Origin of the sequence: Geobacillus subterraneus, from assembly GCF_001618685.1 — a bacterium.
GTDB lineage: Bacteria > Bacillota > Bacilli > Bacillales > Anoxybacillaceae > Geobacillus > Geobacillus subterraneus.
In genome coordinates this window covers 2,401,241-2,426,727 of the sequence record NZ_CP014342.1, presented here as the reverse complement: position 1 = coordinate 2,426,727, position 25,487 = coordinate 2,401,241, and the positions used below count along the sequence as shown (strand labels likewise).

23 protein-coding genes and 1 riboswitch are annotated in these 25,487 nt (G+C 51.4%); of the genes, 15 read left to right on the top strand and 8 right to left on the bottom strand.

Annotated features, from left to right (window positions below):
- Positions 1–68 precede the first annotated feature (68 nt).
- Positions 69–959 carry a C39 family peptidase gene (locus GS3922_RS11865; RefSeq protein WP_013146009.1) on the bottom strand — a complete coding sequence of 297 codons (891 nt, stop codon included), beginning with the start codon at positions 957–959 and terminating at the stop codon, positions 69–71.
- Between the two features lie 287 nt (positions 960–1,246).
- Here GS3922_RS11865 and asnB point away from each other — a divergent pair, with 287 nt between their 5' ends.
- The 3 genes from asnB to GS3922_RS11850 all read left to right on the top strand — a co-directional run bounded on the left by asnB (position 1,247) and on the right by GS3922_RS11850 (position 7,114).
- Positions 1,247–3,154 (top strand): asparagine synthase (glutamine-hydrolyzing), encoded by a 1,908-nt coding sequence (gene asnB / locus GS3922_RS11860; protein WP_063166536.1) that lies wholly within the window; start codon positions 1,247–1,249, stop codon positions 3,152–3,154.
- Positions 3,155–3,355: 201 nt separating this feature from the next.
- Positions 3,356–3,551: riboswitch (cobalamin riboswitch) on the top strand.
- 129 nt (positions 3,552–3,680) lie between these two features.
- Entirely contained in the window at positions 3,681–5,963 is a 2,283-nt protein-coding gene (locus tag GS3922_RS11855; RefSeq protein WP_063166535.1) for a ribonucleoside-diphosphate reductase subunit alpha, read from the top strand.
- 110 nt (positions 5,964–6,073) lie between these two features.
- Positions 6,074–7,114, top strand: coding sequence for a ribonucleotide-diphosphate reductase subunit beta (locus GS3922_RS11850; RefSeq protein WP_063166534.1), 1,041 nt, complete (start codon positions 6,074–6,076; stop codon positions 7,112–7,114).
- A gap of 459 nt (positions 7,115–7,573) precedes the next feature.
- Here GS3922_RS11850 and GS3922_RS11845 read toward each other — a convergent pair whose 3' ends face one another.
- Both GS3922_RS11845 and GS3922_RS11840 read right to left on the bottom strand, forming a co-directional pair.
- On the bottom strand, positions 7,574–8,110 hold the full coding sequence (locus GS3922_RS11845) for an HD domain-containing protein (RefSeq protein WP_011230414.1): 537 nt from the start codon (positions 8,108–8,110) through the stop codon (positions 7,574–7,576).
- Positions 8,111–8,239: 129 nt separating this feature from the next.
- Positions 8,240–8,593 (bottom strand): 2Fe-2S iron-sulfur cluster-binding protein, encoded by a 354-nt coding sequence (locus GS3922_RS11840; RefSeq protein ID WP_011230415.1) that lies wholly within the window; start codon positions 8,591–8,593, stop codon positions 8,240–8,242.
- 136 nt (positions 8,594–8,729) lie between these two features.
- Here GS3922_RS11840 and GS3922_RS11835 point away from each other — a divergent pair, with 136 nt between their 5' ends.
- Positions 8,730–9,194, top strand: coding sequence for a hypothetical protein (locus GS3922_RS11835; RefSeq protein WP_063166533.1), 465 nt, complete (start codon positions 8,730–8,732; stop codon positions 9,192–9,194).
- Positions 9,195–9,349: 155 nt separating this feature from the next.
- On the opposite strand, the gene GS3922_RS11830 is transcribed toward GS3922_RS11835, so the two are convergent.
- Both GS3922_RS11830 and GS3922_RS11825 read right to left on the bottom strand, forming a co-directional pair.
- On the bottom strand, positions 9,350–10,204 hold the full coding sequence (locus GS3922_RS11830) for a family 1 encapsulin nanocompartment shell protein (RefSeq protein ID WP_063166532.1): 855 nt from the start codon (positions 10,202–10,204) through the stop codon (positions 9,350–9,352).
- A gap of 14 nt (positions 10,205–10,218) precedes the next feature.
- A complete protein-coding gene (locus GS3922_RS11825) occupies positions 10,219–10,812 on the bottom strand; it encodes an IMEF encapsulin system ferritin-like cargo protein (RefSeq protein ID WP_063166531.1) in 594 nt (197 codons plus the stop codon).
- Between the two features lie 224 nt (positions 10,813–11,036).
- Here GS3922_RS11825 and murB point away from each other — a divergent pair, with 224 nt between their 5' ends.
- Both murB and GS3922_RS11815 read left to right on the top strand, forming a co-directional pair.
- Positions 11,037–11,951 carry a UDP-N-acetylmuramate dehydrogenase gene (gene murB, locus GS3922_RS11820; protein WP_063166530.1) on the top strand — a complete coding sequence of 305 codons (915 nt, stop codon included), beginning with the start codon at positions 11,037–11,039 and terminating at the stop codon, positions 11,949–11,951.
- A 110-nt stretch (positions 11,952–12,061) separates the two neighbouring features.
- A complete protein-coding gene (locus GS3922_RS11815; protein ID WP_063166529.1) occupies positions 12,062–13,000 on the top strand; it encodes a diacylglycerol/lipid kinase family protein in 939 nt (312 codons plus the stop codon).
- A 349-nt stretch (positions 13,001–13,349) separates the two neighbouring features.
- On the opposite strand, the gene GS3922_RS11810 is transcribed toward GS3922_RS11815, so the two are convergent.
- The gene (locus tag GS3922_RS11810) at positions 13,350–14,411 is read right to left on the bottom strand and encodes a DUF5667 domain-containing protein (protein WP_225995649.1); all 1,062 of its coding nucleotides are present in this window, start codon (positions 14,409–14,411) and stop codon (positions 13,350–13,352) included.
- Between the two features lie 326 nt (positions 14,412–14,737).
- Here GS3922_RS11810 and GS3922_RS11805 point away from each other — a divergent pair, with 326 nt between their 5' ends.
- The 6 genes from GS3922_RS11805 (at position 14,738) to GS3922_RS11780 (ending at position 19,694) form a co-directional block, all read left to right on the top strand.
- The gene (locus tag GS3922_RS11805; RefSeq protein ID WP_063167400.1) at positions 14,738–15,481 is read left to right on the top strand and encodes a threonine/serine exporter family protein; all 744 of its coding nucleotides are present in this window, start codon (positions 14,738–14,740) and stop codon (positions 15,479–15,481) included.
- A gap of 12 nt (positions 15,482–15,493) precedes the next feature.
- Positions 15,494–15,919: a threonine/serine exporter family protein gene (locus tag GS3922_RS11800; RefSeq protein WP_020279520.1), complete on the top strand. Its 426-nt coding sequence runs from the start codon at positions 15,494–15,496 to the stop codon at positions 15,917–15,919.
- A gap of 115 nt (positions 15,920–16,034) precedes the next feature.
- Positions 16,035–17,204 carry a M20 peptidase aminoacylase family protein gene (locus GS3922_RS11795; protein ID WP_063166527.1) on the top strand — a complete coding sequence of 390 codons (1,170 nt, stop codon included), beginning with the start codon at positions 16,035–16,037 and terminating at the stop codon, positions 17,202–17,204.
- Positions 17,179–17,991, top strand: coding sequence for a GNAT family N-acetyltransferase (locus GS3922_RS11790; protein ID WP_063166526.1), 813 nt, complete (start codon positions 17,179–17,181; stop codon positions 17,989–17,991). The genes GS3922_RS11795 and GS3922_RS11790 overlap by 26 nt, the downstream gene beginning before the upstream one ends.
- A gap of 23 nt (positions 17,992–18,014) precedes the next feature.
- Positions 18,015–19,142 carry an o-succinylbenzoate synthase gene (menC, locus tag GS3922_RS11785; RefSeq protein WP_063166525.1) on the top strand — a complete coding sequence of 376 codons (1,128 nt, stop codon included), beginning with the start codon at positions 18,015–18,017 and terminating at the stop codon, positions 19,140–19,142.
- Positions 19,143–19,199: 57 nt separating this feature from the next.
- Positions 19,200–19,694: a GNAT family N-acetyltransferase gene (locus GS3922_RS11780; protein WP_063166524.1), complete on the top strand. Its 495-nt coding sequence runs from the start codon at positions 19,200–19,202 to the stop codon at positions 19,692–19,694.
- Positions 19,695–19,755: 61 nt separating this feature from the next.
- On the opposite strand, the gene GS3922_RS11775 is transcribed toward GS3922_RS11780, so the two are convergent.
- Positions 19,756–21,291 (bottom strand): solute symporter family protein, encoded by a 1,536-nt coding sequence (locus tag GS3922_RS11775; RefSeq protein WP_063166523.1) that lies wholly within the window; start codon positions 21,289–21,291, stop codon positions 19,756–19,758.
- Positions 21,291–21,632: a DUF485 domain-containing protein gene (locus GS3922_RS11770; protein ID WP_063166522.1), complete on the bottom strand. Its 342-nt coding sequence runs from the start codon at positions 21,630–21,632 to the stop codon at positions 21,291–21,293. Before GS3922_RS11770 ends, GS3922_RS11775 begins: the two co-directional genes overlap by 1 nt.
- 318 nt (positions 21,633–21,950) lie before the next feature.
- Between GS3922_RS11770 and GS3922_RS11765 the strand changes: the two genes are divergently transcribed.
- The 3 genes from GS3922_RS11765 to GS3922_RS11755 all read left to right on the top strand — a co-directional run bounded on the left by GS3922_RS11765 (position 21,951) and on the right by GS3922_RS11755 (position 25,477).
- Positions 21,951–23,366, top strand: a complete 1,416-nt coding sequence (locus tag GS3922_RS11765; protein WP_063166521.1) for a branched-chain amino acid transporter BcaP — start codon at positions 21,951–21,953, stop codon at positions 23,364–23,366.
- Between the two features lie 324 nt (positions 23,367–23,690).
- Complete coding sequence (gene sigI / locus GS3922_RS11760; RefSeq protein ID WP_063166520.1) at positions 23,691–24,431, top strand: RNA polymerase sigma factor SigI; 741 nt, start codon at positions 23,691–23,693, stop codon at positions 24,429–24,431.
- Complete coding sequence (locus GS3922_RS11755; RefSeq protein ID WP_063166519.1) at positions 24,428–25,477, top strand: anti-sigma factor domain-containing protein; 1,050 nt, start codon at positions 24,428–24,430, stop codon at positions 25,475–25,477. Before sigI ends, GS3922_RS11755 begins: the two co-directional genes overlap by 4 nt.
- Positions 25,478–25,487: the final 10 nt, after the last annotated feature.

Here is a 25,487-nt window from a genome sequence, read left to right as displayed (position 1 = left end):
CAAAATGTATGGAGAAAATCGTTCAACTGAAATGTAAAAAAAGGCAAGCGATTCGGATTCACCGATGTCTAACGGTGGTAGGTAATCGCCTGCCGTCCCATTTGAACCCAAGCGTCGATAAAGTCTTGTTTCGGCGCTTTTTGGTTTTTGACAGCGGTCAATGGATCATTGAAATAAATGTACTGCTCATCGTATCCCGTAATGAGCACCGCGTGTTCCCGGTACGTGATTTTGATCGGGCCTTGCGGGGTTTGCCATTCCCGAAAGGCAGAGGGAGGAAGAGGACGAAAGGTGGTGTTGGTGATCACCCAAACCGGTGTGCCTTTGGCCAAGTATGTATAGATGTTCTCAAACGATTGCCCTGTTAAGTCGATGATTTGGTTAGGCAAGTACCGCTCAGCCAACTGCTTGATCGGCTTATGGTACACGCCGTATCCAGGCTTCGATAACGTATACATATCGCCGACAAACCCTTCATTTGGGTGGCCGTAAAACACTTGGCCATTTCGCACTTGATACGGAGTAGGATTTTTCTTGATTTGTTTCGCCAACGTCATCTTATCGACGCGAATGCCCGCATGATTCAAGAGCATGGCCAAGCTGGTTACTTCGCATCCCCTCGGCAGTTCCGGAAGCTGAGACAAAAGGGGGGCGTCAATCAGGACGGATGTCCTTAGCGCTTGTTTCTTTGAAGAGGCAACTGATCGATTCGCCTCCTTTGCTTGATTGCTGGGGGACGGATTGGTTTCTCTGCTGTTTCTGTTCTGTATGAAGGCTTTGATGGCATCGCCTGTCTGGGCCGAACTTGCATAATAGGATAATGAGGCGGCCAATAGCAAGAAACAGGAAATATACAATCCGAGCGACAGTTGATCCATCCTCCCGTTTAGAGGTCTTCTCAAGAGAACAAAACAAAGGGAAACGATGAGAAAAGTCAAAAAAAGGATAAACGCTAACAAGCCATTCTCAACTCCTTTATAACACGTGTGTGTTTTTATAGTAACAGATCGATGTGCAAAAATAGTGAAATTCACACTTTCTCCATATTTTATCGTTAATATTATGAGAAACTGAAAATCTTGCAAGCAGTTTTCCTGAAAAAATGGAAACAGATTGTTTTTGAAACTTGATGTTGTGTACGATAGAATGAAAGTGTCTTTGTATAAATCATTTTAGTTTTAAACAAAAAGGTTTTTGGTGTTGTTTTTGGATTCTTCTTAGCAAAGTGGGGGGGACAATCATCGCCATGTGCGGTTTTATTGGCTGTATTCATGATCGCCCAAGAGCGATTGAGCAAACATGGAAAACAACGTTGGTGGAGATGAACCGCCTGATTACCCATCGCGGCCCCGACGATGAGGGGTATTTTTTTGATGACTACGTGAGTTTTGGTTTTCGGCGTTTGAGCATCATCGATCTGGAGGCGGGACATCAGCCGCTGTCTTATGAAAACGATCGATATTGGATCATTTTTAACGGGGAAATTTACAACTATCTTGAATTGCGGGAAGAGCTGGCGGCGAAAGGATATTCGTTTGCGACGCATTCGGATACCGAGGTGATTGTTGCCCTTTACAGCGCGGAAAAAGAAAAAGCGGTCGAAAAGCTGCGCGGGATGTTTGCGTTTGTCATTTGGGACAAGCAAGAGAAAACGGTGTTTGCGGCGCGGGATCCGTTCGGCATTAAGCCGTTTTTTTATGCGGAGCAAGGAGATCGCACGTTTTTCGCTTCGGAAAAGAAAAGCATCTTGCTGGCCCTCGGACAGGAATCGCTGAACGGCGACTCCCTGCAGCATTATTTAACATTCCAATATGTCCCTGAGCCGCTGACGATGTCGGCCGGCATTTACAAGCTGGAGCCGGGGCATTATCTCAAGAAAAAAGTCGGAAAACCGCTCACCATTCATCGTTATTGGAAGGCATCCTTCGAGCCCATTCGCCAATCGGAAGAGGAGCTTGTAAAGAAAATCCGCGATGCGCTGTTTGATTCGGTCAACGTCCATATGCGCAGCGATGTGCCGGTCGGTGCGTTTTTGTCGGGAGGCATTGATTCATCGTTCATCGTCGCCATCGCGAAACAATTCCATCCGCACCTGAAGACATTTTCCGTCGGGTTTGAGCGGGAAGGGTTCAGTGAAATCGATGTCGCAAAAGAAACCGCAGAGAAGCTTGGGGTAGACAACATTAGCTATGTCATCTCACCGCAGGAGTATATGGAAGAGCTGCCGAAAATTATGTGGCATATGGACGATCCGCTTGCCGATCCTGCGGCTGTGCCGCTGTATTTTGTCGCTCGTGAGGCGAGAAAGCATGTCACGGTTGTGCTTTCCGGCGAGGGGGCGGACGAGCTGTTTGGCGGCTACAACATTTACCGCGAACCAGAGTCGTTGCGGCTGTTTGCGCGCATGCCAAACATCGTAAAAGCGGTGTTGCGGGTGATCGCGAAGATGCTTCCGGACGGGATGAAAGGAAAAAGCTTTTTGGAGCGCGGCACGACGCCGCTTGAAGAGCGGTATGTCGGCAATGCCAAAATCTATAGCGAAAAGGAAAAAGCGGCGCTGCTCAAAACGTACCGAGGAGGGTGCGAATATACGGCGGTGACGGCTCCGTTTTACCGCGAAACGCTTCATGACCCGCCCGTCAACCGGATGCAGTATATTGATCTTCATACATGGCTAAGGGGCGATATTTTAGTCAAAGCGGACAAAATGACGATGGCCCATTCGCTTGAGCTGCGCGTTCCCTTTTTAGACAAAAAGGTATTTGAGGTTGCTAGGCAAATCGCCCCTGATATGAAGATAGCCAACGGTACGACGAAATATATTTTGCGCAAAGCGGCCGAGGGCATCGTGCCGGATCATGTGTTAAACCGGAAAAAATTAGGGTTCCCCGTGCCGATTCGCCACTGGCTGAAAAACGAAATGTATGACTGGGCGAGACAGCTCATCCACGAAAGCGAAACTGATCATCTGTTCCATAAGGACGTGCTCTATCGGCTGCTGGATGAACATGCCCGCCACAAGGCGGACCACAGCCGCAAGCTGTGGACGGTCTTGGCGTTTATGGTTTGGCATCAAGTCTATGTGGAAAAGAAGTACGATTTTGCTCCATCCGTACAAAACGAGAAGCGGCCAGCGTCTGTTTTGGAGGTGTAGCAGGGAAACGACAGGGCGTTCTAAGGGCGACACCTAGAACGCCTTTTTCGATGGTGCGGACAGTTTCCTTGCCTTTGGCGAAGCGAAAGAGAAAATTTGCTTTCTCCCGCTCTTGCAATTTTCCCGGTTTTGGTATATGCTTGTTCCATCAGGATGCTAAACTACTATATATTGGTTTTGAGGTCTTTTTTTACAACTACATATTGTTCTGCTAAGCAACGGTGTCCATCAGGACTTAATAGGGAATCCGGTGTGAATCCGGAACTGCCCCCGCAACTGTATGTGCGGACGAAATGGGATGGCCACTGGCGGCAAGAGCCATTCAGCGCGCCGCTGGGAAGGACCCAAAGTAGGACGATGCACGAGTCAGGAGACCTGCCTTGCTTGGAACGTTTCATGTTCTTCGGGGTGTGAGAAGATGAAACGATAGGGGAAAAGAACAAGGGGTTCGTCTGCCTTTTTCCGTCTGTCGTTTCATCCGCTCGCCTGCCCGAGCGGATTTTTTTATGGAGGAGAGGGGAAACGAATGACCGCATTGACGAAAATGATCATCATCGATGACCAAGGGAAGCCGGTTTCTTTTTCACGTGAAGAGTTTGCGTCGCTGATTGGGCAAGCCGCCGCTGGATTCGGCCGTCTGTCGCTTGATGAATACGTCGAGCGTGTTTGGCAGCTTCTCAGTCGAAAGGAGTCCGTCACGGTAGAACAGCTGCACCAAACGGCTATTTTGGAAGGACTTTCTTACATTGATGAAGATGAGCCGGACTGGACGTTTGTGTGCGCCCGGCTGTATTTGCGGCAATTGTACCGTGAAGCGGCGCGGCAGCGCGGGTACGATGAACGCGAGCGGTATGGCGATTTCTACTCGCTGCTTGTTGCGCTGACGGAACAAGGGGTGTACAGCCCGCTATTGCTTGAGCGTTATACGAAAGAAGAGATCGAGACGGCTGGCTCATTTCTTGATCCAGGCAAAGACTTGTTGTTTACGTATATCGGGCTGCGCACGCTCGCTGATCGGTATTTGGCCCGCGATTATGAGCGGCGGTTGTATGAATTGCCGCAGGAGCGGTTTTTGGTCATTGCCATGACGCTTATGGCGAATGAACCGCCAAAGCGGCGGCTTGAGCTCGTGAAGGAAGCGTATTGGGCGTTAAGCAACTTATACATGACCGTGGCGACGCCGACGCTTGCCAATGCCGGGAAGTCATACGGCCAGCTGTCGAGCTGCTTTGTTGATACGGTCGATGACAGCTTGCAGGGGATTTACGACAGCAACACCGACATCGCCAATTTATCGAAATCGGGCGGCGGCATCGGCGTCTATTTAGGCAAAATCCGGTCGCGCGGCAGCGACATCAAAGGATTCAAAGGGGTCTCCTCCGGCGTCATCCCGTGGATGAAGCAGCTGAACAATACAGCGGTGAGCGTCGATCAGTTAGGACAGCGAAAGGGAGCCATTTCCGTCTATTTGGATGTGTGGCATAAAGACATTTTTGCGTTTCTCGATGCGCGGCTCAACAACGGCGACGAACGGCTGCGGACGCATGATTTGTTCACCGGCGTTTGCATCCCTGATTTGTTCATGGAGCAAGTCGAACAGCGCGGCGACTGGTACTTGTTTGATCCGCATGAAGTGCGGAAGGTGATGGGATTTAGCTTGGAAGACTTTTATGATGAGGAAAAAGGGAGCGGCAGCTTTCGGGAAAAATATTGGCAATGTGTCAACGAACCAAGACTGTCGAAAGAAAAAGTGCCGGCGATCGAAGTGATGAAAAGCATCATGCGCAGCCAGCTCGAGTCGGGGACGCCGTTTATGTTTTACCGCGATGAAGTGAACCGGCAAAATCCGAATCGCCATCTCGGGATGATCTACTGCAGCAACCTTTGCACGGAAATCGCGCAAAACCAAAGCCCGACGGTGACGAAGCGGCAATATGTAAAAGACGGGATGATCATCATTGAGAAAATCCCAGGCGATTTTGTCGTCTGCAATTTATCGTCGATCAACTTGGCGCGGGCGGTGACCGATGGGGTTTTGGCGCGGCTCATCCCGATTCAAATGCGGATGCTCGATAATGTCATTGATTTAAACAATATTCCGGTGCTGCAGGCCGGCCTGACGAACGAAAAATACCGCGCTGTCGGGCTTGGAACCTTTGGCTGGCATCATCTTTTGGCGTTAAAAGGCATTCGCTGGGAGTCGGACGAAGCGGTCCGCTATGCCGACGAGCTGTATGAAACGATCGCGTATTTGGCGATTCAAGCGAGCATGGAGCTCGCCAAAGAGAAAGGGAGCTACCCGGCGTTTCCGGGGTCGGACTGGCAGACGGGCGCTTATTTTGAGCGGCGCGGCTACGAAAGCCACGGTGAACTCGATTGGGATCGGCTGAAGCAAGATGTGGCCCGCTACGGGATGCGCAACGGCTATATCATGGCCATCGCCCCGAACACATCGACGTCGATCATCGCCGGCAGCACGGCGAGCATTGATCCCATTTTCTTAAAAGTATACGCCGAGGAAAAGAAAGATTATAAGATTCCCGTTACGGTGCCGGATTTAAACGAACAGACGACATGGTATTACAAATCGGCGTACCATATCGACCAACGTTGGAGCATCAAGCAAAACGCCGCCCGCCAGCGCCATATCGACCAAGCCATCTCCTTTAACTTCTACGTCATGAACACGATTAAGGCAAAAGAGCTGCTCGATTTGCATTTGACGGCGTGGAAGTCGGGGCTGAAAACGACGTATTACGTGCGTTCGACATCGGGGACGATCGACGAGTGCGATTCTTGCGCGAGCTGACCATGGGGCGCAACAAACGCCTTTGGTCGGGCTTTCCCTTCCTTGTGCGGGAGGGGCGTCCGAGGTTGGCCGCGCACATGATACTAGAAAACGAAAGGAAGGAATGGACGATGACGATCGGCTTAGTCAAACGACCGATTATGGATCCGGAGGCGCCGAACCGTTCGACGGGCATCATCAACGGCCGCTGCTCGAATGTGTTGAACTGGGACGATATTGCCTACCCATGGGCGTATGCGAAATATAAGCGAATGCTCGCCAACTTTTGGACGCCATTTGAAATCAATATGGCCCAAGATGTGAAGCAGTTTCCGCAGCTGACCGCCCGCGAACAGGAGGCGTTTTTGAAAATCATCGGTCTTTTAGCGCTGCTTGACAGCATCCAAACCGATTACGCCGGACGTGTCGCTGATTACATTACGGACCCGAGCATCAATGCGCTCATGATCATGCTCGCCCAGCAGGAAGTCATTCACAACCATTCCTATTCGTACGTGCTCTCGAGCCTTGTGCCGAAAGCGAAGCAAGATGAAGTATTCGACTTTTGGCGGAACGAACCGACGCTGCGCAAGCGGAACGATTTTGTGACGAACGGCTACAAGGCGTTTGCGGAAGAGCCGAATGTGGAAAACTTGTTGCGCTCCATCGTTTTTGACGTCATTTTAGAAGGACTGTTTTTCTACTCAGGGTTTGCGTTCTTCTACAACCTTGCGCGCCAGCAAAAAATGGTGGCGACGAGCACGATGATCAATTACATCAACCGCGACGAGCACATTCATGTTGATTTGTTTGCGAAAATTTTCAAAGAAGTGTTGAACGAATACCCGGAGTATCGGACGCCGGAGCTTTCCGATTTTGTCCGTGAAACGTTTACGAAAGCGGCTGAGCTGGAAATCGAATGGGCCGGGGAAATCATCGGGAATGACATCGATGGCATCGACTTGGCTGATTTGGAAGCGTACATTAAGTTTTACGCCAACGTCCGCGCTCATCAGCTCGGATTTGACCGCCCGTTTGACGGCTACCGGACGAACCCGCTCCGCTGGATTAAAGCGTATGAAGAAGTTGACCTTGGCAAATCAGACTTCTTCGAGCAAAAACCACGCCAGTATACGAAAGTGCAAGTGGACAACGGATTTGATGAGTTATAAATGAGAGAAGCCACGTTTGACAACGGTCAGCGTGGCTTTTTTGTCAGGCAAGGCCGTTCGCCTTTTGCTTGACTTGCCGTTTTTTGACCTACATTTCGCACCCTGAATAAAAATTCAAAGTAAGCCTGATTTTAACGAATAAAAATTAGTTATTTTACAATATTTGGAAAAACATTTATTTTTATGTGAATATTGAGGTTGTTTTTTGTATATTATGCAAAGATTGCGAAATATGAGTTTTGAACGAACAGCAGCGGGCGTTTTAGCAGGACAGATGATGCCAAGCAGTCTTGAAATGTGAGCGAACGATGTATCATTCAATGGGGATGGGACTTGGTGTTGCTGGCGCGCGAGCAGCCCACCTGATTCAAGGGTGAGCTGCTTCCGTTCAGAGCAGACATGGTTTGTGGCGATATCTCGTTTCCTGTTTACGGGAAATGACGACATTAAAGCAACTGTTCAAATGATATCTCCGAGCCACTTTTGGGCGTGCTGACGGCTGACGAGTTCGTCGAGCTGGCGGATTTTTTTCCACGCTAAGTCGTCGCTGATCGTTCGATAATGGTGGCGGCCGCCGGGCTCCTCGTCGGCTTCGTCGGCCCATTTGACGATGGCTTGGAGCGGCGTTCGTTTCCATTCTCCTTCTGGAAGGTAGGAATCGGTATGAAGCAAAATCGCCAGGGCAATTTCCTTAGCGTTTTGCGGATGTTCGCCAAGGCGGATCAGCAGCTTATGGGCGCGCTCGGCCCCTTTGATGGCATGGATGTCGTTTTGCCGGTATTGTTCGTAGTCCCAACGGCCGTTTTTGTACCATGTGTAATGGCCGATATCATGAAGCAGTGCCGCTTTTGTCGCCAAGTCGACGTTCACTCCGTGGCGGAGGGCAAGGTGGTAGGCATGGTACGCCGCGGTGATGGCGTGGGCGAGGCCGGATCGTTTTAAATATTTTTGCGCAATCGGATGGGCAAAGACGTCGGTTAAGGTGACCGTTCTCATAGGCATCCCCTCCGTTTTTTGTATTTCTCACCATCATACCATGGCGTAAAGAGTCAGGCAATGAGAGAAAGTAGGTGGGAGCGGTTGCATGGGAAAAAATAAGCCGATCGTGCTAAAATAGCGCTCGGCTTATTGGATTTGTGCTTGGCAGGCAAGCCGTTTGGCTGGTTGATCCGTTTTTTCGCGCTCGCGCCGCGTTTTCGGAGCGAGAAGGTGAGCGCCGGCGAGAACGGTGACCATGCAACGGCCACACGTTCCTTTTTTGCATTTGTGATCGAGCAGAACACCTTGTCCTAGGGCGGCGTCAAGAAGCGAAACGCCGGGGGCTGGCTGCACGGTGAACGTTTTCCCTTTTTGTTCGATTTGAATGACAGACGGCCGCACGGCGGACGGCCCATCGGGCTTAGGCGGCGCGGCAGAAATGGAGCGCTCCGATGGCCGGACGGCAGGCTTCAGTGAGCCGACCGTGAATGTTTTACCCATTTTTTTACACATCTCCTTTAAATTACATGGTTAGTTTGAAAATGAATCTCATTTACATCCGAATGAATGATTGGTATCATAATAGTAAAAGGAATTGCGAAAACGCCATCTTGGCTAGGGACAAGGGGGAGACACCATGGGCATTCCGATGAACGGACTGCGCGATATGAAAGCGATTTTGGCCAACGAGCGAAAAGTCGGCGGCGCGGTGGAAGCGGCGCTTCTCCGCCTCCGTTCCGGCGAAGAATATCGAAACGTCTGCATCGTTCATATCGATCAACTAGGCGCCCAATACTATTCGGTCGGTTTTGTGACCGAACAAGGGGAACGGCTCATCGTCAACGTTCATGACATCAGCGTCATCTCTGCGCCTGAACATAAAAAAATTCGTGAGCTGAACAACGCCGCTTATAAACGGGAAGCCATCAACAACAAGCGGCGCTATTTAAAACGGCTGTTCGATATTTATCAAGGCAGCTATACCGTCCATTTTTGGCAGGAAGCGAAAATGATTATCGATGACATCGGTGTTGAGGCGCTCAGCCCCGAATTGTCGCTGCTCGTTTCGAACGTTCAAGACCAAGCAGCCCGCACGGCTTGATGGCCAACTAGCAAGACGCCCAGCGGTTTGTAAATCCGCTGGGCGTTTCGATTGTTGCAAGCAGCGGATGTGGCTATTGAATCGCCTTCGGACGCTTTGGCCCATGTCTAGCCAGCCTCCCGCTAATGTGTCCCCTCTTTCCCTGAAAAGAGAAATTACGAGGCCCCGGCTGGATCTTCAAGCGTACAGATGGCGCTCGGCCGTTTGATGCGCGGCACAACCGATTCGTAGACACGGAACAAGTAGTTCATGTTTTCCGTATCTAAAAACGCGGTTTGCACATCGACGGCAACAGCGAGGTCGATGTTTTGCCGCCCTGTGTCAATGACGACCCCGCGTTTGCCTTTAATGACCGGAGTTTGGTAAATGCCGGCGGTCATCAGCTCGCGGATGTGCTCAATTTCAAGCACGTGCGTTCCTTCATGGACGCGGTGGATCAACGCATACAATTCCGGCGACAAGACGAGCGCGTATGGGCCGGTATGGCCGAGCTGAAGCAGCTTGTTGCGTGCTTCGACGACGTCAGTAAAGGCGTTGCCCGATTTCATCCAATCGCTGCGAATGTGGGCGATTTTTCCTTTGACGTTCATAATGCCCGGCACATCAAATTCAGTTGAACCATTGAAAATCAAATCGTCCTCGAGCAGCGCGCACTGCTGGGCGGCGTTGGCGGCGGCGGAAAAGTCGATCGGGCTGCCGAGCTGTTTCGCCTGTTCAATGTCACGCCAGTACAAAATAAAGTCTTTATACAAAAGCGGGATCGTTAAATGCACGCGGCGCGCCGGCTCGGAAAGGCTCAGCTCTTTGCCGTGGAAGCTCATGTCCCCCTGTTCCGGGTTCATATAAATATCGTTGGCGACCGACTGGACGCCTTCGCCAAGCGGACCGTACAAATCGATAAACCTACGTCCGACGAGCTGGCGGCGCGCCGTTTCAATGACCATTTCGTCAAGCTCGCTCCATTGGCTGCTCGTGAGCGGGGCTTCCGGGTATAGTTTTGTTTTGTCCATAGCTCTCTCCTTCCTTATCTGTTTTTTAAGCTGCCAACCGTCAGCTGACGCCGTGTCCCTTCTTGTGGACGGATGGGGGGCGACGCGGCGGGCGGGGCGGCGTATTGCGCTAGCTTCAAATGCTCTTTTTGATTTTCTTTTTCATCCGTCGGTGTTGCGGCGGCGAAGGAAACCGGCACGTCCAGCGCGCGATTGAGCGTTTCGAGAGCGGCTTTCATCCGCTGGTAGTCCGCAGCGGTCATGTCGCGCAGTGCCGTAATGGGTGGTTCATGTTCCGTCCCTTTATAGTGGAAGAGGGACAAATCGAGATGCTCCAAAAAGTTGTGCAAGCCGAATTTTTCAAGGCTGATATCTTGCAACAGGCGCAAAAAGTCGCCGTTTTCCCGCGATAAGAATGCTTCGTCCGCCAATGCCTCCTCCAACTTTGGAAGCAAGGCGGTCAAACGGTCAAACCGGTGTTCCTCTTCTTCGTAAATATGATGCCAATACAGCCGTTCATGGTCGTCCGCGGCCTTTTCAATCGTCGGCTCTAAAATCGCTTGAAACTGGCTGAGCGCCTCTTTCGACCGGCCGAGAATGGCGCTGACTTCCGCTAACGTGTCGTACAATGGACTCCCTCCTACACTATGATTGATTGTTATCATCTTTTCCATATTGAAAGAGGCATAAACATCTCGTCTTCCTTCGAACGTCACCTTTTCTCCTGGTCCGGAATAAAACAGAATAAGGAACATTGCCCACTTGATATGCGACGCGATTCCAGCGATAATGGAAACGATGTGGAATGAATGCCGCCAAGCGGCACGGAAGAAGTAAAGAAGGTGACAGAACGATGGAACATGCGGAACAGATTTATCAAAGACTCGTAGAGATTTGTGGAGAAAGAAATGTCCTTCGCGATGAGCCGATGAAAAACCATACATTGGTGCGGATCGGCGGCAAGGCCGATTTTCTCGTCTGGCCGGAGACGTACGAGCAGGTCATTGAGGTGTTGCGGCTGAAAGAAGAGTACGGCCTGCCGTTTACGCTTCTTGGCAACGGTTCGAACGTCATCATCCGCGATGGCGGGCTGCGCGGCATTGTCATGCAGCTGAAGCATTTGAACCGCATTTGGCGTGAAGGAAACAACGTGATCGCACAAAGCGGGGCGGATATTAAAGCGGTGTCGCGGTTCGCGCTCGAACAACACCTCACCGGGTTGGAGTTCGCCTGCGGCATTCCGGGATCGGTCGGCGGGGCGATTATGATGAACGCCGGAGCGTACGGCGGGGAAGTGAAAGATGTGCTTGACCATGTCAAGGTGGCGACGCTCGCCGGCGAGTTGAAAACATTGACAAACGAGGAACTGGAGCTCGGTTATCGAACAAGCATCATCAGCCGGACGCATGATATTGTGCTTGAAGTCGTCTTTTCCCTGCAGCCGGGCGACTATGCACAAATCAAGGCGAAAATGGATGATTTAACCTTTCAGCGCGAATCGAAACAGCCGCTTGAGTATCCGTCGGTCGGAAGCGTGTTTAAGCGTCCGCCGGGCTATTTTGCCGGCAAGCTCATCCAAGACAGCGGCCTTCAGGGAAAAGGATTCGGCGGTGCGGAAGTGTCGACGAAGCACGCCGGATTCATCATTAACAAAAACAATGCGACGGCTGCCGATTACATCGCGACGATCGACATGGTGCGCAAAACCGTAAAGGAGAAGTTCGGAGTTGATTTAGAGCTGGAAGTGAAAATTATCGGTGAGGAATGATGACTGATCCGAATCCGGTTTGCGGGTTCGGATTTTTCTCATTTCGACGAGAGGAAAAATGAAACCAACCGCCAATAGGTAAGAAAAGGGGTTATGAATGGGGGAAGAGGATGAACCTTTATTTCATGATCAATCCAGCCGCCAAAAACGGCCGGTCCGTGTCCATTTGGAAGCAGCTGCAACCGCTGCTGGATCGGGAAGGAATCGCCTATCAGGCATATTGGACGAGCCGAAAGGGAGAAGGAAAGGAAATCGCCCGACGAATCGGCGAGGAAAGCGTCGAGCCGACGGTGATTGCGGCGGTCGGGGGCGATGGGACCGTGCATGAAGTGGTGAACGGAGCGGGTTCGTTTCCGCACGTTGCGATTGGCTGCATTCCGGCCGGAACGGGAAACGACTTTGTCCGCGGCTTCCGGCTTGCCCGAACATCGAAACAGGCGCTCCAACGGCTGTTGAGTGACGTTCGGCTAGGCAGGGTTTTGTCTTTCGATCTCGGCCGTTTTGCCAGCAGCGCCGTGCCCGACGGCGTGTTTGCCAACAGCATCGGCTGCGGTTTTGACGCCCATATCGCCCGCATGGCCAACCGTTCAAAATGGAAAGGGAGGCTGAATCGTTTTGGACTCGGTTCGTTCATTTATGTGTTTTATTTAGTAAGAGAGTTGTTTCGCTATCAACCGGTTGACCTTGATATTTGTGTGGATGGACAGAATTATTCGTTTTTGAAGGCCTGGCTGGCAACGGTTTCGAATCACCCATACTACGGTGGGGGAATGCGCATCGCTCCGTCCGTCCGGGCCGATGACGGCTTGCTTCATGTGACGGTCGTCGGGCCGATGCCGCGTTGGAAAATTCTTGCGCTGTTTTTAACCGTATTTTGGGGCGGGCATGTACGAATGAAAGAAGTTTGCGTGTTCACTGGTCGGAACGTGCGCATCCGCCCTGCCGCTCCTGTCCCGATCCACGCGGATGGCGAGGATGCAGGAGAAGGGGAAGTATTTGCTTGGATTGAGCCGGGGCGTTTGCGGGTCATTGGCGTGAAAACCAGGTGAGTGATTCATTCGTATACTGCAAGTAGACGTAAGGAGGGCGAGGCATGGGGAAGCACTGTTGGCTTTGCCCTGCGCGATGGATTGCCGGCGGCAATCAAGGCGCATTTGATTATTCGCTATAGCATCGAGGCGTTTGACCGAGCGATTGTGATTCGCGAAGTGATTAGCTAGGGATTTACCAGCATGGCAAATATTCTGAATAAGCAAAGCAAGAGCAAGGAAGCGAGCGGTTAAGGCGGAGGTGAAAGAACAATGGAACGACGATGTCCATTATTGTCAAGGAGAAAGGGCTGTTTCCCGTTCGCTTCGGAAAACAGCCCTTGCTTTAGCAACAGCTTCAAAACGGAACTTATTTTTTGTTCTTTTCTTCCTTGTCTTGTTTTCTATGGGCCGGCGAATGGTCGTTTTTCACCTGCGGTTTGGCTGTTTGTTTCGGAGGTTGTGAAACAGAGACAGAGGCGCGGAACGCTGCTTGCTGCTTTCCGGCTGCCGCTGCTTGATGTTCCCGGCCGTTTGCTTTGGCGCTCGCGGCGACACCTTGGCGGACACTGCCCTTTGCTTCCGCTTTTATGGCTCGCGTCAGCGACGATTTCGTGTCTGCTTTGGGGGCGGTGTTCGTTTGTTCATCTAGACGAACCGCTGTATCGTCTTCCACCGGTGCAGCGGCTGGCTTTTCTGTTTCGATGGATTCAGGAGCCGTTGGTGCGCTCTCGTTTTTCGCTTCCTCCGTTTCGCCGGCCGGTGCTGTCGGTGCTGTTTGTTCATCGCCTATTTCCTCTACTTGGCTGCTTTGTTCTGCCTGTTTCGCCAACCGTTTTTCTATTTTGGCTTCCAGTTTTTGTTTCGCTTTTTCAATGTTGCGGGCGAGCACCTCTTTGGCGCGCGGGTTTTTCACCCGTTCAAGTGCGGCTTGCAAGGCCGTGATGTTTTGCGAAAATTTTTCTTCCAGCTGTTGGCGCAATGCTTCGGCATCAGGTTTTGCGGTTTCCCCGCTTGGTTCATCCGCTTGTTTTGTTTTTTCATACACATTCCATGCTTGATCTTGTTGTTTCAGGGCATTGGCGAGCACTTCTTTTGCTTGCTCGACGTCTCCGCGTTCAAGCAGCGCCTTTGCTTCGGCTAGCCGCTCTTCAGCGAATTCAGCGAGCCGTTTCGCCTTTTCCGCATCGTCAAACGTGAGGGCAAGTTCGATTTTTTCCATCATGGTTTTGACAAAGTAGAAAAAGTCGCCTGGCAACAAAACCGGGACGTCGTGGTTGACACCGGCATCTGCTTCGGTTGCCGTGTTGCCGTCTGTTTTCCCCTCGATTCCTGTGCTGGCGAACACCGCCGGGCTGTAAGGAGTGAGCGCAACAGCAGCGGCAAGTGCGCTTGTTGATAGTATGCGAGGGAGCGAAAATCGCTTGTTCATCACCATCGTTCCTCCTTTTGCTTTGGGTTTCGTTATAACGTTTTCGCAGTTGACCCGTCTGTTTTCGACTGTAGGCGCGAAAAATCAGGCGAAAGAAGCAGAAAAATAGGAAAGAAAGGGAAACGGTGAGATTCCCTTCACGGTTTGGCAGTTAGCCGCCTGTTTGGTATAATGGAAATAAGTTTGGTAACGACGATATCCAAGGCGACTCCTGCCAATCCGTTTGGTGGGAGTTTGTTTTTGCGATGAGCGCCTAGTGGGGCTGACGGGATAAGGGGGCACCGGCCAATGCCATGCCGGGCGAAAACGAAAGGAGCAAACCGGTCATGACGGAGCGGGTGGATGACATTGTTGATGTTTGTTTATTAGCGGGAAAATTGATGCTTGAAAGCGGTGGGGAGACGTACCGGGTGGAAGATACGATGGGGCGCATCGCCGCTTCGTTCGGTGTTTCCCGCTCACACAGCTATGTGACCCCAACGGGCATCATGTTTTCCGTTGAGGGAACGAATGTAACACGGTTTATTCGCATTTCCGAGCGTTCGACCGATTTATCCAAGGTGGCGCTTGTCAACCACATTTCCCGCCGCATCAGCAGCGGCGAACTGTCGCTCGACGGAGCGCGCAAAGAACTGGAACGCGTTCAGCAGCTGCCACTCGGTTATCCGCTTTGGCAGCAAACCGCTGCCGCAGCGGCGGCGAGCGCTTGTTTTGCCTCGCTGTTAGGCGGCATGAATCATTTTCTCCCTTCCCTTCTTTCTGGTGGAATGGCGTTTTGGTGTTTTGAAATGATGCATCGGTTCGTGAAAATCCGATTCTTCGCTGAATTTTTTGCCGCTTTTGTCGCCGGTGGGATCGTGCTGTTGATGGAAAGTGCCGGATTTGTCAGGGACGTAGGAAACATGATGATTGGCTCGGTGATGCCGCTCGTGCCGGGGCTGGCGATTACCAATGCGGTGCGCGATTTAATGGCCGGCCATTTGATCGCCGGTTTGTCGCGCGGTGCTGAGGCGTTTTTAACCGCGTTTGCGATCGGCACCGGCATTGCCTTTATTTTATCGATTCGTTAGCAGGGAGTACCGATGATGATTGTGCAGCTGTTGCTTAGCTTTGTGGCGTCATCGCTGTTTGGCGTCATTTTCAATATTCCGAAACGATTGCTGCCGCACAGCGGATTTGTCGGCATGAGCGGCTGGGCGATGTATATGGCCGCCGCCCGGTCGGGGGTGGACGGTGTCGCCGCCACGTTTGCAGCGGCGTTTTTCGTCGCTTTTGTAAGCAACGGGTTCGCCCGCCGCTATCGAACGCCGGCGACGATTTTTATCGTCTCTGGCATTATTCCCCTTGTGCCGGGCGGAACAGCGTTTGAGGCGATGCGCCATGTTGTCATGAACGATTACAATGCGGCCATTTCACTAGCGGCAAAAGCGTTCATGATTTCTGGGGCGATTGCGATGGGGCTCATTTTTTCTGAGGTCGTCAACCAACTGGTCAAGCGCCGCCCTTAACTGCGTGTAGTTGTTTTTTCCAATCATTTGCCTATCGTTGTATTTGTTTGCTTGAATATTATAATGAATATAACGATGTTTTTTCTATTGATTTTAAACAGCGGGGGAGAGCGGGATGAAAGAAATTGTTCAGCAGATGAAAGCGGAGCTATGGGAGATTTTCGATCACCTTCATCGTCATCCAGAAATCAGTTGGGAAGAGTGGCAAACAACCGAATTTCTTCGCCGAGAGTTGGAGCGCGAAGGGTATCGGGCGCGGACGTTTGCCGATTGTCCGGGCGTGGTGGCGGAAATCGGCGCCGGACCGTTTACGGTTGGGGTGCGCAGTGATATGGATGCGCTTTGGCAAGAAGTGAACGGCGTTTGGCAGCCGAACCATGCGTGCGGGCACGACGCTCATATGACGATCGTGCTCGGGGTGGCGAAGCTGCTTCGCCGCATCGGCTATGAGCCGCCGGGGACGCTCCGGTTTTTGTTCCAGCCGGCTGAGGAAAAAGGCACGGGGGCGCTGAAGATGATGGAAAAGGGAGCGGTCGATGGAATGTCGTTTTTGTACGGCGTTCATTTGCGGCCGGTTCAAGAAGTCAAAAGCGGTTATGCGTCTCCGGCGATCATTCACGGAGCGGCGCAATGCATTGAAGGACGGATTCGCGGTGTGGCGGCGCACGCAGCGCGGCCTCATCTAGGCGTCAATGTCATTGAAGTCGGCAGCGCCATCGTGCAGGAGCTCAGCAAAATTCATATCGACCCACAAGTGCCAGCGTCGATCAAAATGACGAAGTTTCACGCCGGTGAAAAAGATGCGAACACGATCCCGGACTACGCGGAATTTGCCCTTGATTTGCGGGCGCAAACGAACGAGGCGATGGAGCGGCTCGTCGAGGGGCTGCGCCATGTGATCAATGGGGTCGCTGCGATTTACGGAGCTGATATTGAGCTTGTTGAGCGGACGCGCATCGTCGCCGCTGATCCTGATCCAGATGCTGTGCGGCTGATGGAGGAGGCGATTATCACGACTTTAGGGACGGAAAAATGCGTTCCGCCGGTCGTGACGTCGGGAGGAGAGGATTTCCATTTTTATTCCTTTAAAAAACCGGAGCTGAAAACAACGATGCTCGGATTGGGCTGCGACTTGCGTCCAGGGCTCCATCACCCGAACATGACGTTCCGGCGCGATGATTTGCTTTCCGGCGTGGAAATTTTGGCGCGGGTTGTGATGAACACGTTTGCGACGTTTGCGCCGCAGGGGGAGAACGAGCGTGCCTCTGTCGCTGCAAATCATTGAGACGATGGAACAGCTAAAAGAAATGGCTGAGTTGGAGGCGGACGTTTGGGGGACAGCGCCAATCCCGCTTCACCAAACGTTGACAGCGGTGAAAAACGGCGGCATTGCGATCGGGGCGTACGCGGACGGAAAACTTGTCGGCTTTGTCTATAGTTTTCCTGGAATGCAAAACGGGGAAGTGTATCTTTGTTCGCACATGATGGGGATTGCCAAACCGTTTCGCGATCAAGGGATCGGCTACCGCTTAAAAATGAAGCAAGCCGAAGAAGCGCGGCGGCGCGGTTATCGAGTCATCCGCTGGACGTATGACCCGTTGCAAAGTCGAAACGGCTATTTGAACTTGGCGAAGCTTGGGGCCCTTGGCGTCGAGTATGTGGAAAACTGCTACGGCGAAATGAATGACGCGTTGAACGGTCAACTGCCGTCCGACCGCTTCATTGTCGAATGGCGGCTTGATGAGCGTCCGACCGGGGAGCGGAGCTTGGCTAAAGCTGATCTTCTCAAGGCCAGAAGTCTGACGGTGCTCGAGGCAGGTCAAAGGGCTGACGGTCTGTTGCGGCCCGTGCTGAGAGACATCGATGAAACAGCGGCGCCGTTGTTGTTGGCTGCGGTTCCGCTTGACTTTCCGCAGCTGAAAGAGCGGGATCTCGCGCTGGCGCTTGAGTGGCGGCTGGCGACGCGCGCTCTGTTTCAGCGGTTGCTCACGGAAGGCTGGATTGCCGCCGGCGCTTGGCGCCGTTCCGGGGAGCCGGCGATGCACTACATATGGGTGAGGAGAAACGAATGACTGCCGCAGAAAGGGGAAGAGGAATGACGATCAGCATTGAGTACGTCATATTGCGCCATTTGCACATGGAGTTGAAGTCGCCGTTTACAACGAGCTTCGGCACGTTTCAAACGAAAGAGTTGATTTTAGTGGAGGCGGTCGACTGCGATGGCGTTTCCGGCTGGGGCGAATCGGTTGCGTTTTCCGCCCCGTGGTACAGCGAGGAAACGGTGAAAACGAACTGGCATATGCTTGAAGAGTTTCTCGTGCCGCTCTTGTTTTCGGAGCCGCTTAGGCATCCAGCGGAATTGCCAGAGCGATTTGCCGCCATCCGCCAAAACAACATGGCAAAAGCGGCGCTTGAAGGGGCGGTGTGGGACTTGTATGCGAAGCAGCTTGGCGTTCCGCTTTATCGGTTATTGGGCGGAACGAAAAGGGAGATTGAAGTCGGCGTCAGCATCGGCATCCAGCCGACGGTTGCCGATCTGCTCCAGGTGATTGAGCGGTATGTGGCGCAAGGGTACCGGCGGATCAAAGTGAAGATCAAACCGGGATGGGATGTTGATGTCATTCGCGACGTGCGGCGCGCGTTTCCCGACGTGCCGCTCATGGCGGATGCCAATTCGGCGTATACGCTCGCTGACGCCAAGCGGCTTCAGGCGCTCGATGAGTTTGGGCTGATGATGATCGAACAGCCGCTGGCAGCTGACGATCTCATCGATCATGCGCGATTGCAGGCGCTCCTTGAGACGCCGCTTTGCCTTGATGAAAGCGTTCGTTCCTATGACGATGCACGCAAGGCGCTTGAGCTTGGCAGTTGCCGCATCATCAATATCAAAATTGGGCGTGTCGGCGGATTGGAGGAAGCGAGGCGCATTCATGATCTTTGCCTTGAGCGCGGCGTGCCGGTCTGGTGCGGGGGAATGCTCGAAGCGGGCGTTGGGCGTGCCCACAATATCGCCATCACGACATTAGAAAACTTTACCCTTCCCGGCGATACCGCCGCGTCGTCCCATTATTGGGAGCGGGATATTATCACGCCGGAAGTCGAGGTGCAAGGCGGCTTGATTCGCGTGCCGGACGCCCCCGGCATCGGCTATGATGTCGACCGCCGCCAAGTCGAGCGGTATACACAGTTTGCCAAGTTGTTCCATTGCGCGACGACGGCATAAAGCGGATCGCATTCAATAAGCATTCCAAGGAGTTTACATAAAGGGGAAAAGAAAAAAATGATCATAAGACCGATTGACGTTAGCGATGCGGAAAATTTCTTGGAGTTGTGCAAAAAAATTGATGAATCTGGTTTTATGTTATTTGAGCCTGGCGAACGGCAAACAACGGTTGAACAACAAAGTAAATCGATTGAAAGAATGTTGTTTGAACCGAATAAAATGATCTTTGTTGCTGAAACTGAAAACAAGCTTGTCGGGTTCCTTGCTGTCATAGGAGGCGATGTAAAACGAAATCGACATTCTGCCAATGTTGTTTTGGGAGTTCTTGAAGACTATCAAGGACAGGGCATTGCCACTAAACTATTCAACAAAGCGTTTGAGTGGGCAAAGGAAGTTGGAATTTCGAGATTAGGACTTACGGTCATGAAAGGGAACGATAAGGCGTTCAACTTATATAGGAAGATGGGATTCGTATTAGAAGGCGAGAGGGTTCAATCATTAAGAGTGGGCGGAGAATTTGTCAATGAATATTACCTATACAAACTGTTGTAACGCCAATTTGGGGCTGACCCAAAACGCATTCGCGTTTTGGATCAGCCCCTTCTTCGTTGTGTTACACGCGTCCGATCCCAGTATTCGCCTTGACGACAATTTCGGTATATTTCTTTTCGTCCGCTTTTTTCGATGAGACGAGCGTTCCGATGATGGCGCCGATAAAACCGAGCGGAATGGAAATAATGCCTGGATTGGCGAGTTTAAAGAGCGGTTCGCCAACGAAAATGGCGGCTCCTGGCTGCGGCGACCAGACGTTCGGGCTGAAGAAGACGAGCAACAGGGCGCTGATCAAGCCAACGAGCATGCCAGTAATGGCTCCTGTCGTATTAAAGCGACGCCAGAAGATCGTAAAGACGATCGTCGGCAAGTTGGCGCTTGCAGCGACGGCAAAGGCGAGCGACACAAGGAAGGCAACGTTCATTTTTTGGGCAAACAGCGCTAACAAAATCGATAATACCGAGACGCCGACCGATGCCCAGCGGGCAGCAAGCATTTGTTCTTTTTCCGTTGCCTGGCCGCGCCGCAAAATATGGCTGTAAAAGTCGTGGGCAAACGCCGAGGCCGCTGACAACACAAGCCCGGCGACAACCGCCAAAATCGTGGCAAAGGCAACCGCGGCAACAAAAGCAAATAAGAAATCTCCACCAAGCGCTTCGGCTAGAAGCGGGGCTGCCATATTGCCGGCAGGGTCAGCGGCGACGATGTTATCATGACCGACAAACGCAGCAGCGCCAAATCCTAAAAAGATGGTTAAAACATAGAAAATGCCGATAACCCATGTTGCATAAACGACTGACTTGCGCGCAGTCGGTGCGTCTTTGACGGTGAAGAAGCGGATTAAAATGTGCGGCAATCCAGCCGTCCCTAAGACGAGCGCCAAGTTGAGCGAAATCGTGTCCAGCGGATTTTTAAACTTGTTGCCCGGGTTTAAAAACGCATCGCCAAGCGGTGTTGCTGTTTTCATCTCGTGGAACATTTTGGCGATGCTGAAGTCGAATTTAGCAAAGACGATGATGGAAATGATAAACGTACCGACCATCAACAAGACGGCTTTGATGATTTGCACCCAGCTCGTGGCCGTCATGCCGCCGAACACGACATACACGGTCATTAAAATGCCGACGATCAAGACGGAATAAATGTAATCGAGCCCAAGCAGGAGCTTAATAAGGCCGCCGGCGCCGACAAGTTGTGCAATCATATAAAAAGTCGAGATGGCGATCGTATTCAAGGCGGCGACACCGCGCACTTTTTTATCATCAAAACGGGCGGCGATCATGTCGGCCATCGTGTACTTGCCAAGATTGCGAAGCGGCTCGGCGACGATATACAGGACGACAAGATAGGCAACAAGGAAACCGATGCTGTAGAAGAAGCCGTCAAATCCAGCCAGGGCGATCATGCCGGCAATGCCTAAAAAGGAGGCGGCAGACATATAATCGCCGGCGATGGCCAGTCCATTTTGCCATCCGGTTAGGCTGCTGTCAGCGGTGTAAAAATCGCTCGTCGTTTTCGTCCGTTTCGAGGCATAGTACGTAATGACAAGCGTCAAGGCGACGATGACGAGGAAGAGGAAAAAGGCTAATCCGTTCATTAAGCGTTTCCTCCTTCCTTCGCTTCCTGTTTTACTTGTTCAACGATGTCGTCAAACTTGGCAGCCCGTTTCGAATAAAGGATGCATAAAGCCCAAGTCATGGCAAATTGTGCGAAGGCGAACAGCCACGCCCAACTAACCGGCCCGATTGCTGGCGCGTTGAGCACCTTTGAGTACGACGTCAAGATCGGAAGGATGAGGTAAAATGCAAAGAAAAAGAACGTCGCTGGAATAATAAAGGCTTTTTTCTCTCGGATAAGGCCACGAAACGAGGCGGATTGGGCGATTGCTTCATAATCAACAACTGCCTGTTCGGCAAAGGATTGTTTTTTTACTGCCATATGGATCCCTCCCTGTCTTTGTTAAAGCGTTTTCAAATGAGATGACGGAACATAAAGGCCGGCAGCGTCAGGAAACCTCCTTTCTTGTCACAAATTTGTCACACATTCATTATATATTTATCTGAAAAATTTGTAAATTGATTTTTTTTGTTATTATTAGAGAAATGTTTTTTGCTTTACCGCGTAAAACAAAAAAATTTTTTTCTGTTTTTCTTATTTTCGCACTTTACAAAAAAACAAAGATCATGTAAAATGCTCACTGTGCCTGTCGATCAAATTCGACAATTTTCTACAAAAAACAACAAGGGGAGACATCCGATGAATTTGTTTCGTAAAAAACCGATTCAGGCGCTTTTAAACGAATCGGGGGCGAAAGGAGCCTCGCTGCGGAAAGAGTTAGGGGCATTCGACTTAACGATGCTCGGCATCGGTGCCATTATCGGGACGGGCATTTTCGTCCTGACCGGGGTGGCTGCGGCAGAGCATGCCGGTCCGGCGCTCGTTCTCTCGTTTATTTTATCTGCCTTGGCTTGCGTGTTTGCGGCGCTTTGTTACGCTGAGTTTGCTTCGACCGTACCGGTGTCGGGAAGCGCGTACACATATAGCTATGCCACATTTGGTGAACTGTTCGCTTGGATTTTAGGTTGGGACTTGATTTTGGAATATGGGGTCGCTTCATCAGCGGTCGCCGCCGGCTGGTCCGGCTATTTCCAAGGCCTGCTCGCTGGGTTTGGCATTGAGCTGCCGAAGGCGCTCACGAGCGCATATAATCCGGAGAAAGGCACAATCATCGATTTGCCGGCTATTCTCATTATTTTGTTCATTACGTTTTTACTGAACATGGGTGCGAAAAAATCGGCCCGTTTCAATACGGTCGTGGTTTTTATTAAAGTGGCTGTCATCTTGCTTTTCTTGGCGGTTGGCGTTTGGTATGTCAAGCCGGAAAACTGGACGCCGTTTATGCCATATGGATTTGCAGGTGTTGCGACCGGCGCTGCAACAGTGTTTTTCGCTTACATCGGGTTTGATGCGGTGTCGACCGCGGCGGAAGAAGTGCGCAACCCGCAACGCAATATGCCAATTGGCATCATCGTGTCGTTGCTTGTCTGCACGTTATTGTACATCGCTGTTTCGCTCGTGCTGACGGGCATCGTTCCGTACGATCAATTGAACGTAAAAAACCCGGTGGCGTTCGCGTTAAACTATATCAATCAAGACTGGGTCGCCGGCTTTATTTCGCTCGGGGCGATCGGAGGCATCACGACGGTGCTGCTTGTCATGCTTTACGGGCAGACACGTCTCTTTTATGCGATCAGCCGCGACGGTTTGCTGCCGAAAGTGTTTGCTCGCATCAGCCCGACGCGCCAAGTGCCGTATGTCAATACGTGGCTGACGGGAGCGGCTGTAGCGGTATTCGCCGGCATCATCCCGCTGAACAAACTGGCGGAACTGACGAACATTGGGACGCTCTTTGCCTTTATTACCGTTTCAATTGGCGTTCTTGTGCTGCGCAAAACGCAGCCGAACTTAAAGCGGGCGTTCCGCGTCCCGTTCGTTCCGGTCATCCCGATTTTAGCCGTCTTGTTCTGCGGCTACTTAGTTCTTCAGCTCCCGATGACGACATGGATCGGTTTTATCTCGTGGCTGCTGATTGGTTTGGTCATTTACTTTGTCTACGGCCGCAAGCATAGCGCGCTTAACGAAATAGCTAAAAGTGAAGAAAAAGTCGGTTAATTGGCCAACTGAAAAAGAAGAGGCTTTCCTGAACCGAGAGGTGGGAAAGCCTCTTTTTCGTTCGGTTACATGCGAATGGCAACGAAACCATATACTCCATCATAGACAGAAAAATGATGATATGGACGAACGAGGAAAAATCCATCATTTTGCAAGGTGTATACGTGTACTTCTCGAGTTCGGTGAGTAAGATCAGCGATCCGATCCGTTTAGACTCCCGCCTGGAATGATTTTTTTCTTGAATGACGCCCGTATTTCCCTTACTATGTACGAATAGTGTAAGGAAAAAGCGTCAGTCCGTCTTGTATAAGCGGGGTGAAATCGATGTTTGGCACATTATTAAAAAAGAGAGAAAGAACGCTTGAACGGACGGTTGAGGAAATTCAACAGGGGAATGAAGCGCTTCGCAACGAATTCATCCAACAATATAAGCCGTTTATCGCCAAAACGGTTTCGAGCGTGTGCAAGCGGTTCATTCGCGAAGAGGATGACGAAGCGAGCATCGGGTTGATCGCTTTTAACGAGGCGATTGAGAAATATGCGCCGCATAAAGGAGGTTCTTTCCTCTCGTTTGCCGAGCTGCTCATTAAACGGCGCCTTATCGATTACATTCGGAAAGAGGCGAGAGCACGGGATGCAGTATGGTATACGGAGGACAAGGAAGACGGCGAGCAAACGGCGCAAGCGTACTTGGACGCCAAGCTCTCTGTCGATGAATTTTACAAGCAAATCGAACAAGAGCAGCGTCGGGAAGAAATCATCCATTACCAGCAAGTGCTGAAACAATTCGGCATTCATTTTCACGATTTAGTTGAACAGTCGCCAAAACATAAAGACGCCCGCCTAAACGCCATCCGCGTAGCCCAACTCCTCGTAGAGAAAGAGGAGCTGCTTGGCCTGTTGTTTCAAAAAAAACAGCTGCCGATCAAACAGTTGGAAACGATGGCGTCCGTCAGCCGCAAGACGATTGAGAGAAACAGAAAATATATTATTGCGGTCGCGGTCATTTTGGCGGGCGATTATATTTACTTAAAGGACTATATAAAAGGGGTGCTTCCATCGTGAAGAAGGGGATTGTGCTGGAATTGGACGAAGAGTTTGTCACCGTATTGACGACCGAGGGGGAATTTCTCCGGGTGAAAAAGGAAGGGGAGTATGAAGTTGGAGAAGAGATTGAAGCAGGTGCAGTAAAAAAAACCTTTCCATTTCACCGTCGTTCGTTTCGATATGCATTGGTGAGCGCTTTGGCAGCGGCCGTGCTGCTTGTCACCACTTGGATTCAGTGGCCTTCCGGCGCGGTGTACGCATATATGTCGATCGACATTAATCCGAGCATTGAAGCGGGGGTCGACGATGATCTGCACGTATTGACGTTAAAGGCGTATAATGAAGAAGGAAAAAACGTGCTCGCTGCGCTCCCTGCATGGAAAAATAAACCGTTTTCTGCGGTGGCGGAACAAATTATTGTATTAAGCGAAAAAAAGGGCTATTTAAAGGAAGGCGGCGAAGTGCTCATTACAACGGTGGAAAAAGAGCGTAACGCCTCCTCGGCGCGGAAGCTGTCCGCTGAGCTTGCTGAAATCGAGCGGTCGGTGGCGGACGACCGGATCGTTATCAAAACGGCAAACAGCACAATGGAAGTGCGCAGCCGGGCAGCTGAGCAAGGAATGACGACCGGAAAACTGTTGCAGATCGAGAAAAAAGCAAAACCGGCCTCGTCCACATCCACCAAGCCAGACAAAGAGAAAGGACAAAGCGGAAAGAAGGAAAAGAAACCATCACCAGTAAAAGGGCAAAAACTAGAGCAGCCGGCGCAAATGAAACAAAAGCATGGCGAACAGAAACCAAAGCAGCAGAAAAAAGAAAAACAGCCGTTGCACGAGCGAAAAAACACCGATTCAAATAAAGAAAGTCCCCCGTCGGACAAAGAGATTTCTCCGAAAGGGAAAAACCATGGGAACGCCCGTCCGTCGCGGCCGGGCGGTCATTATGTAGAGAAAAAGGCGGCGGATGGCCGGCACGACCGCAGCAACAAGAAAGATCGCCGCGATCCGGCGAATGTCCACCGCCAGCCGACAATCATCGATTCCAAAACGAAAAAAGCCGAGTGATCACGCTCGG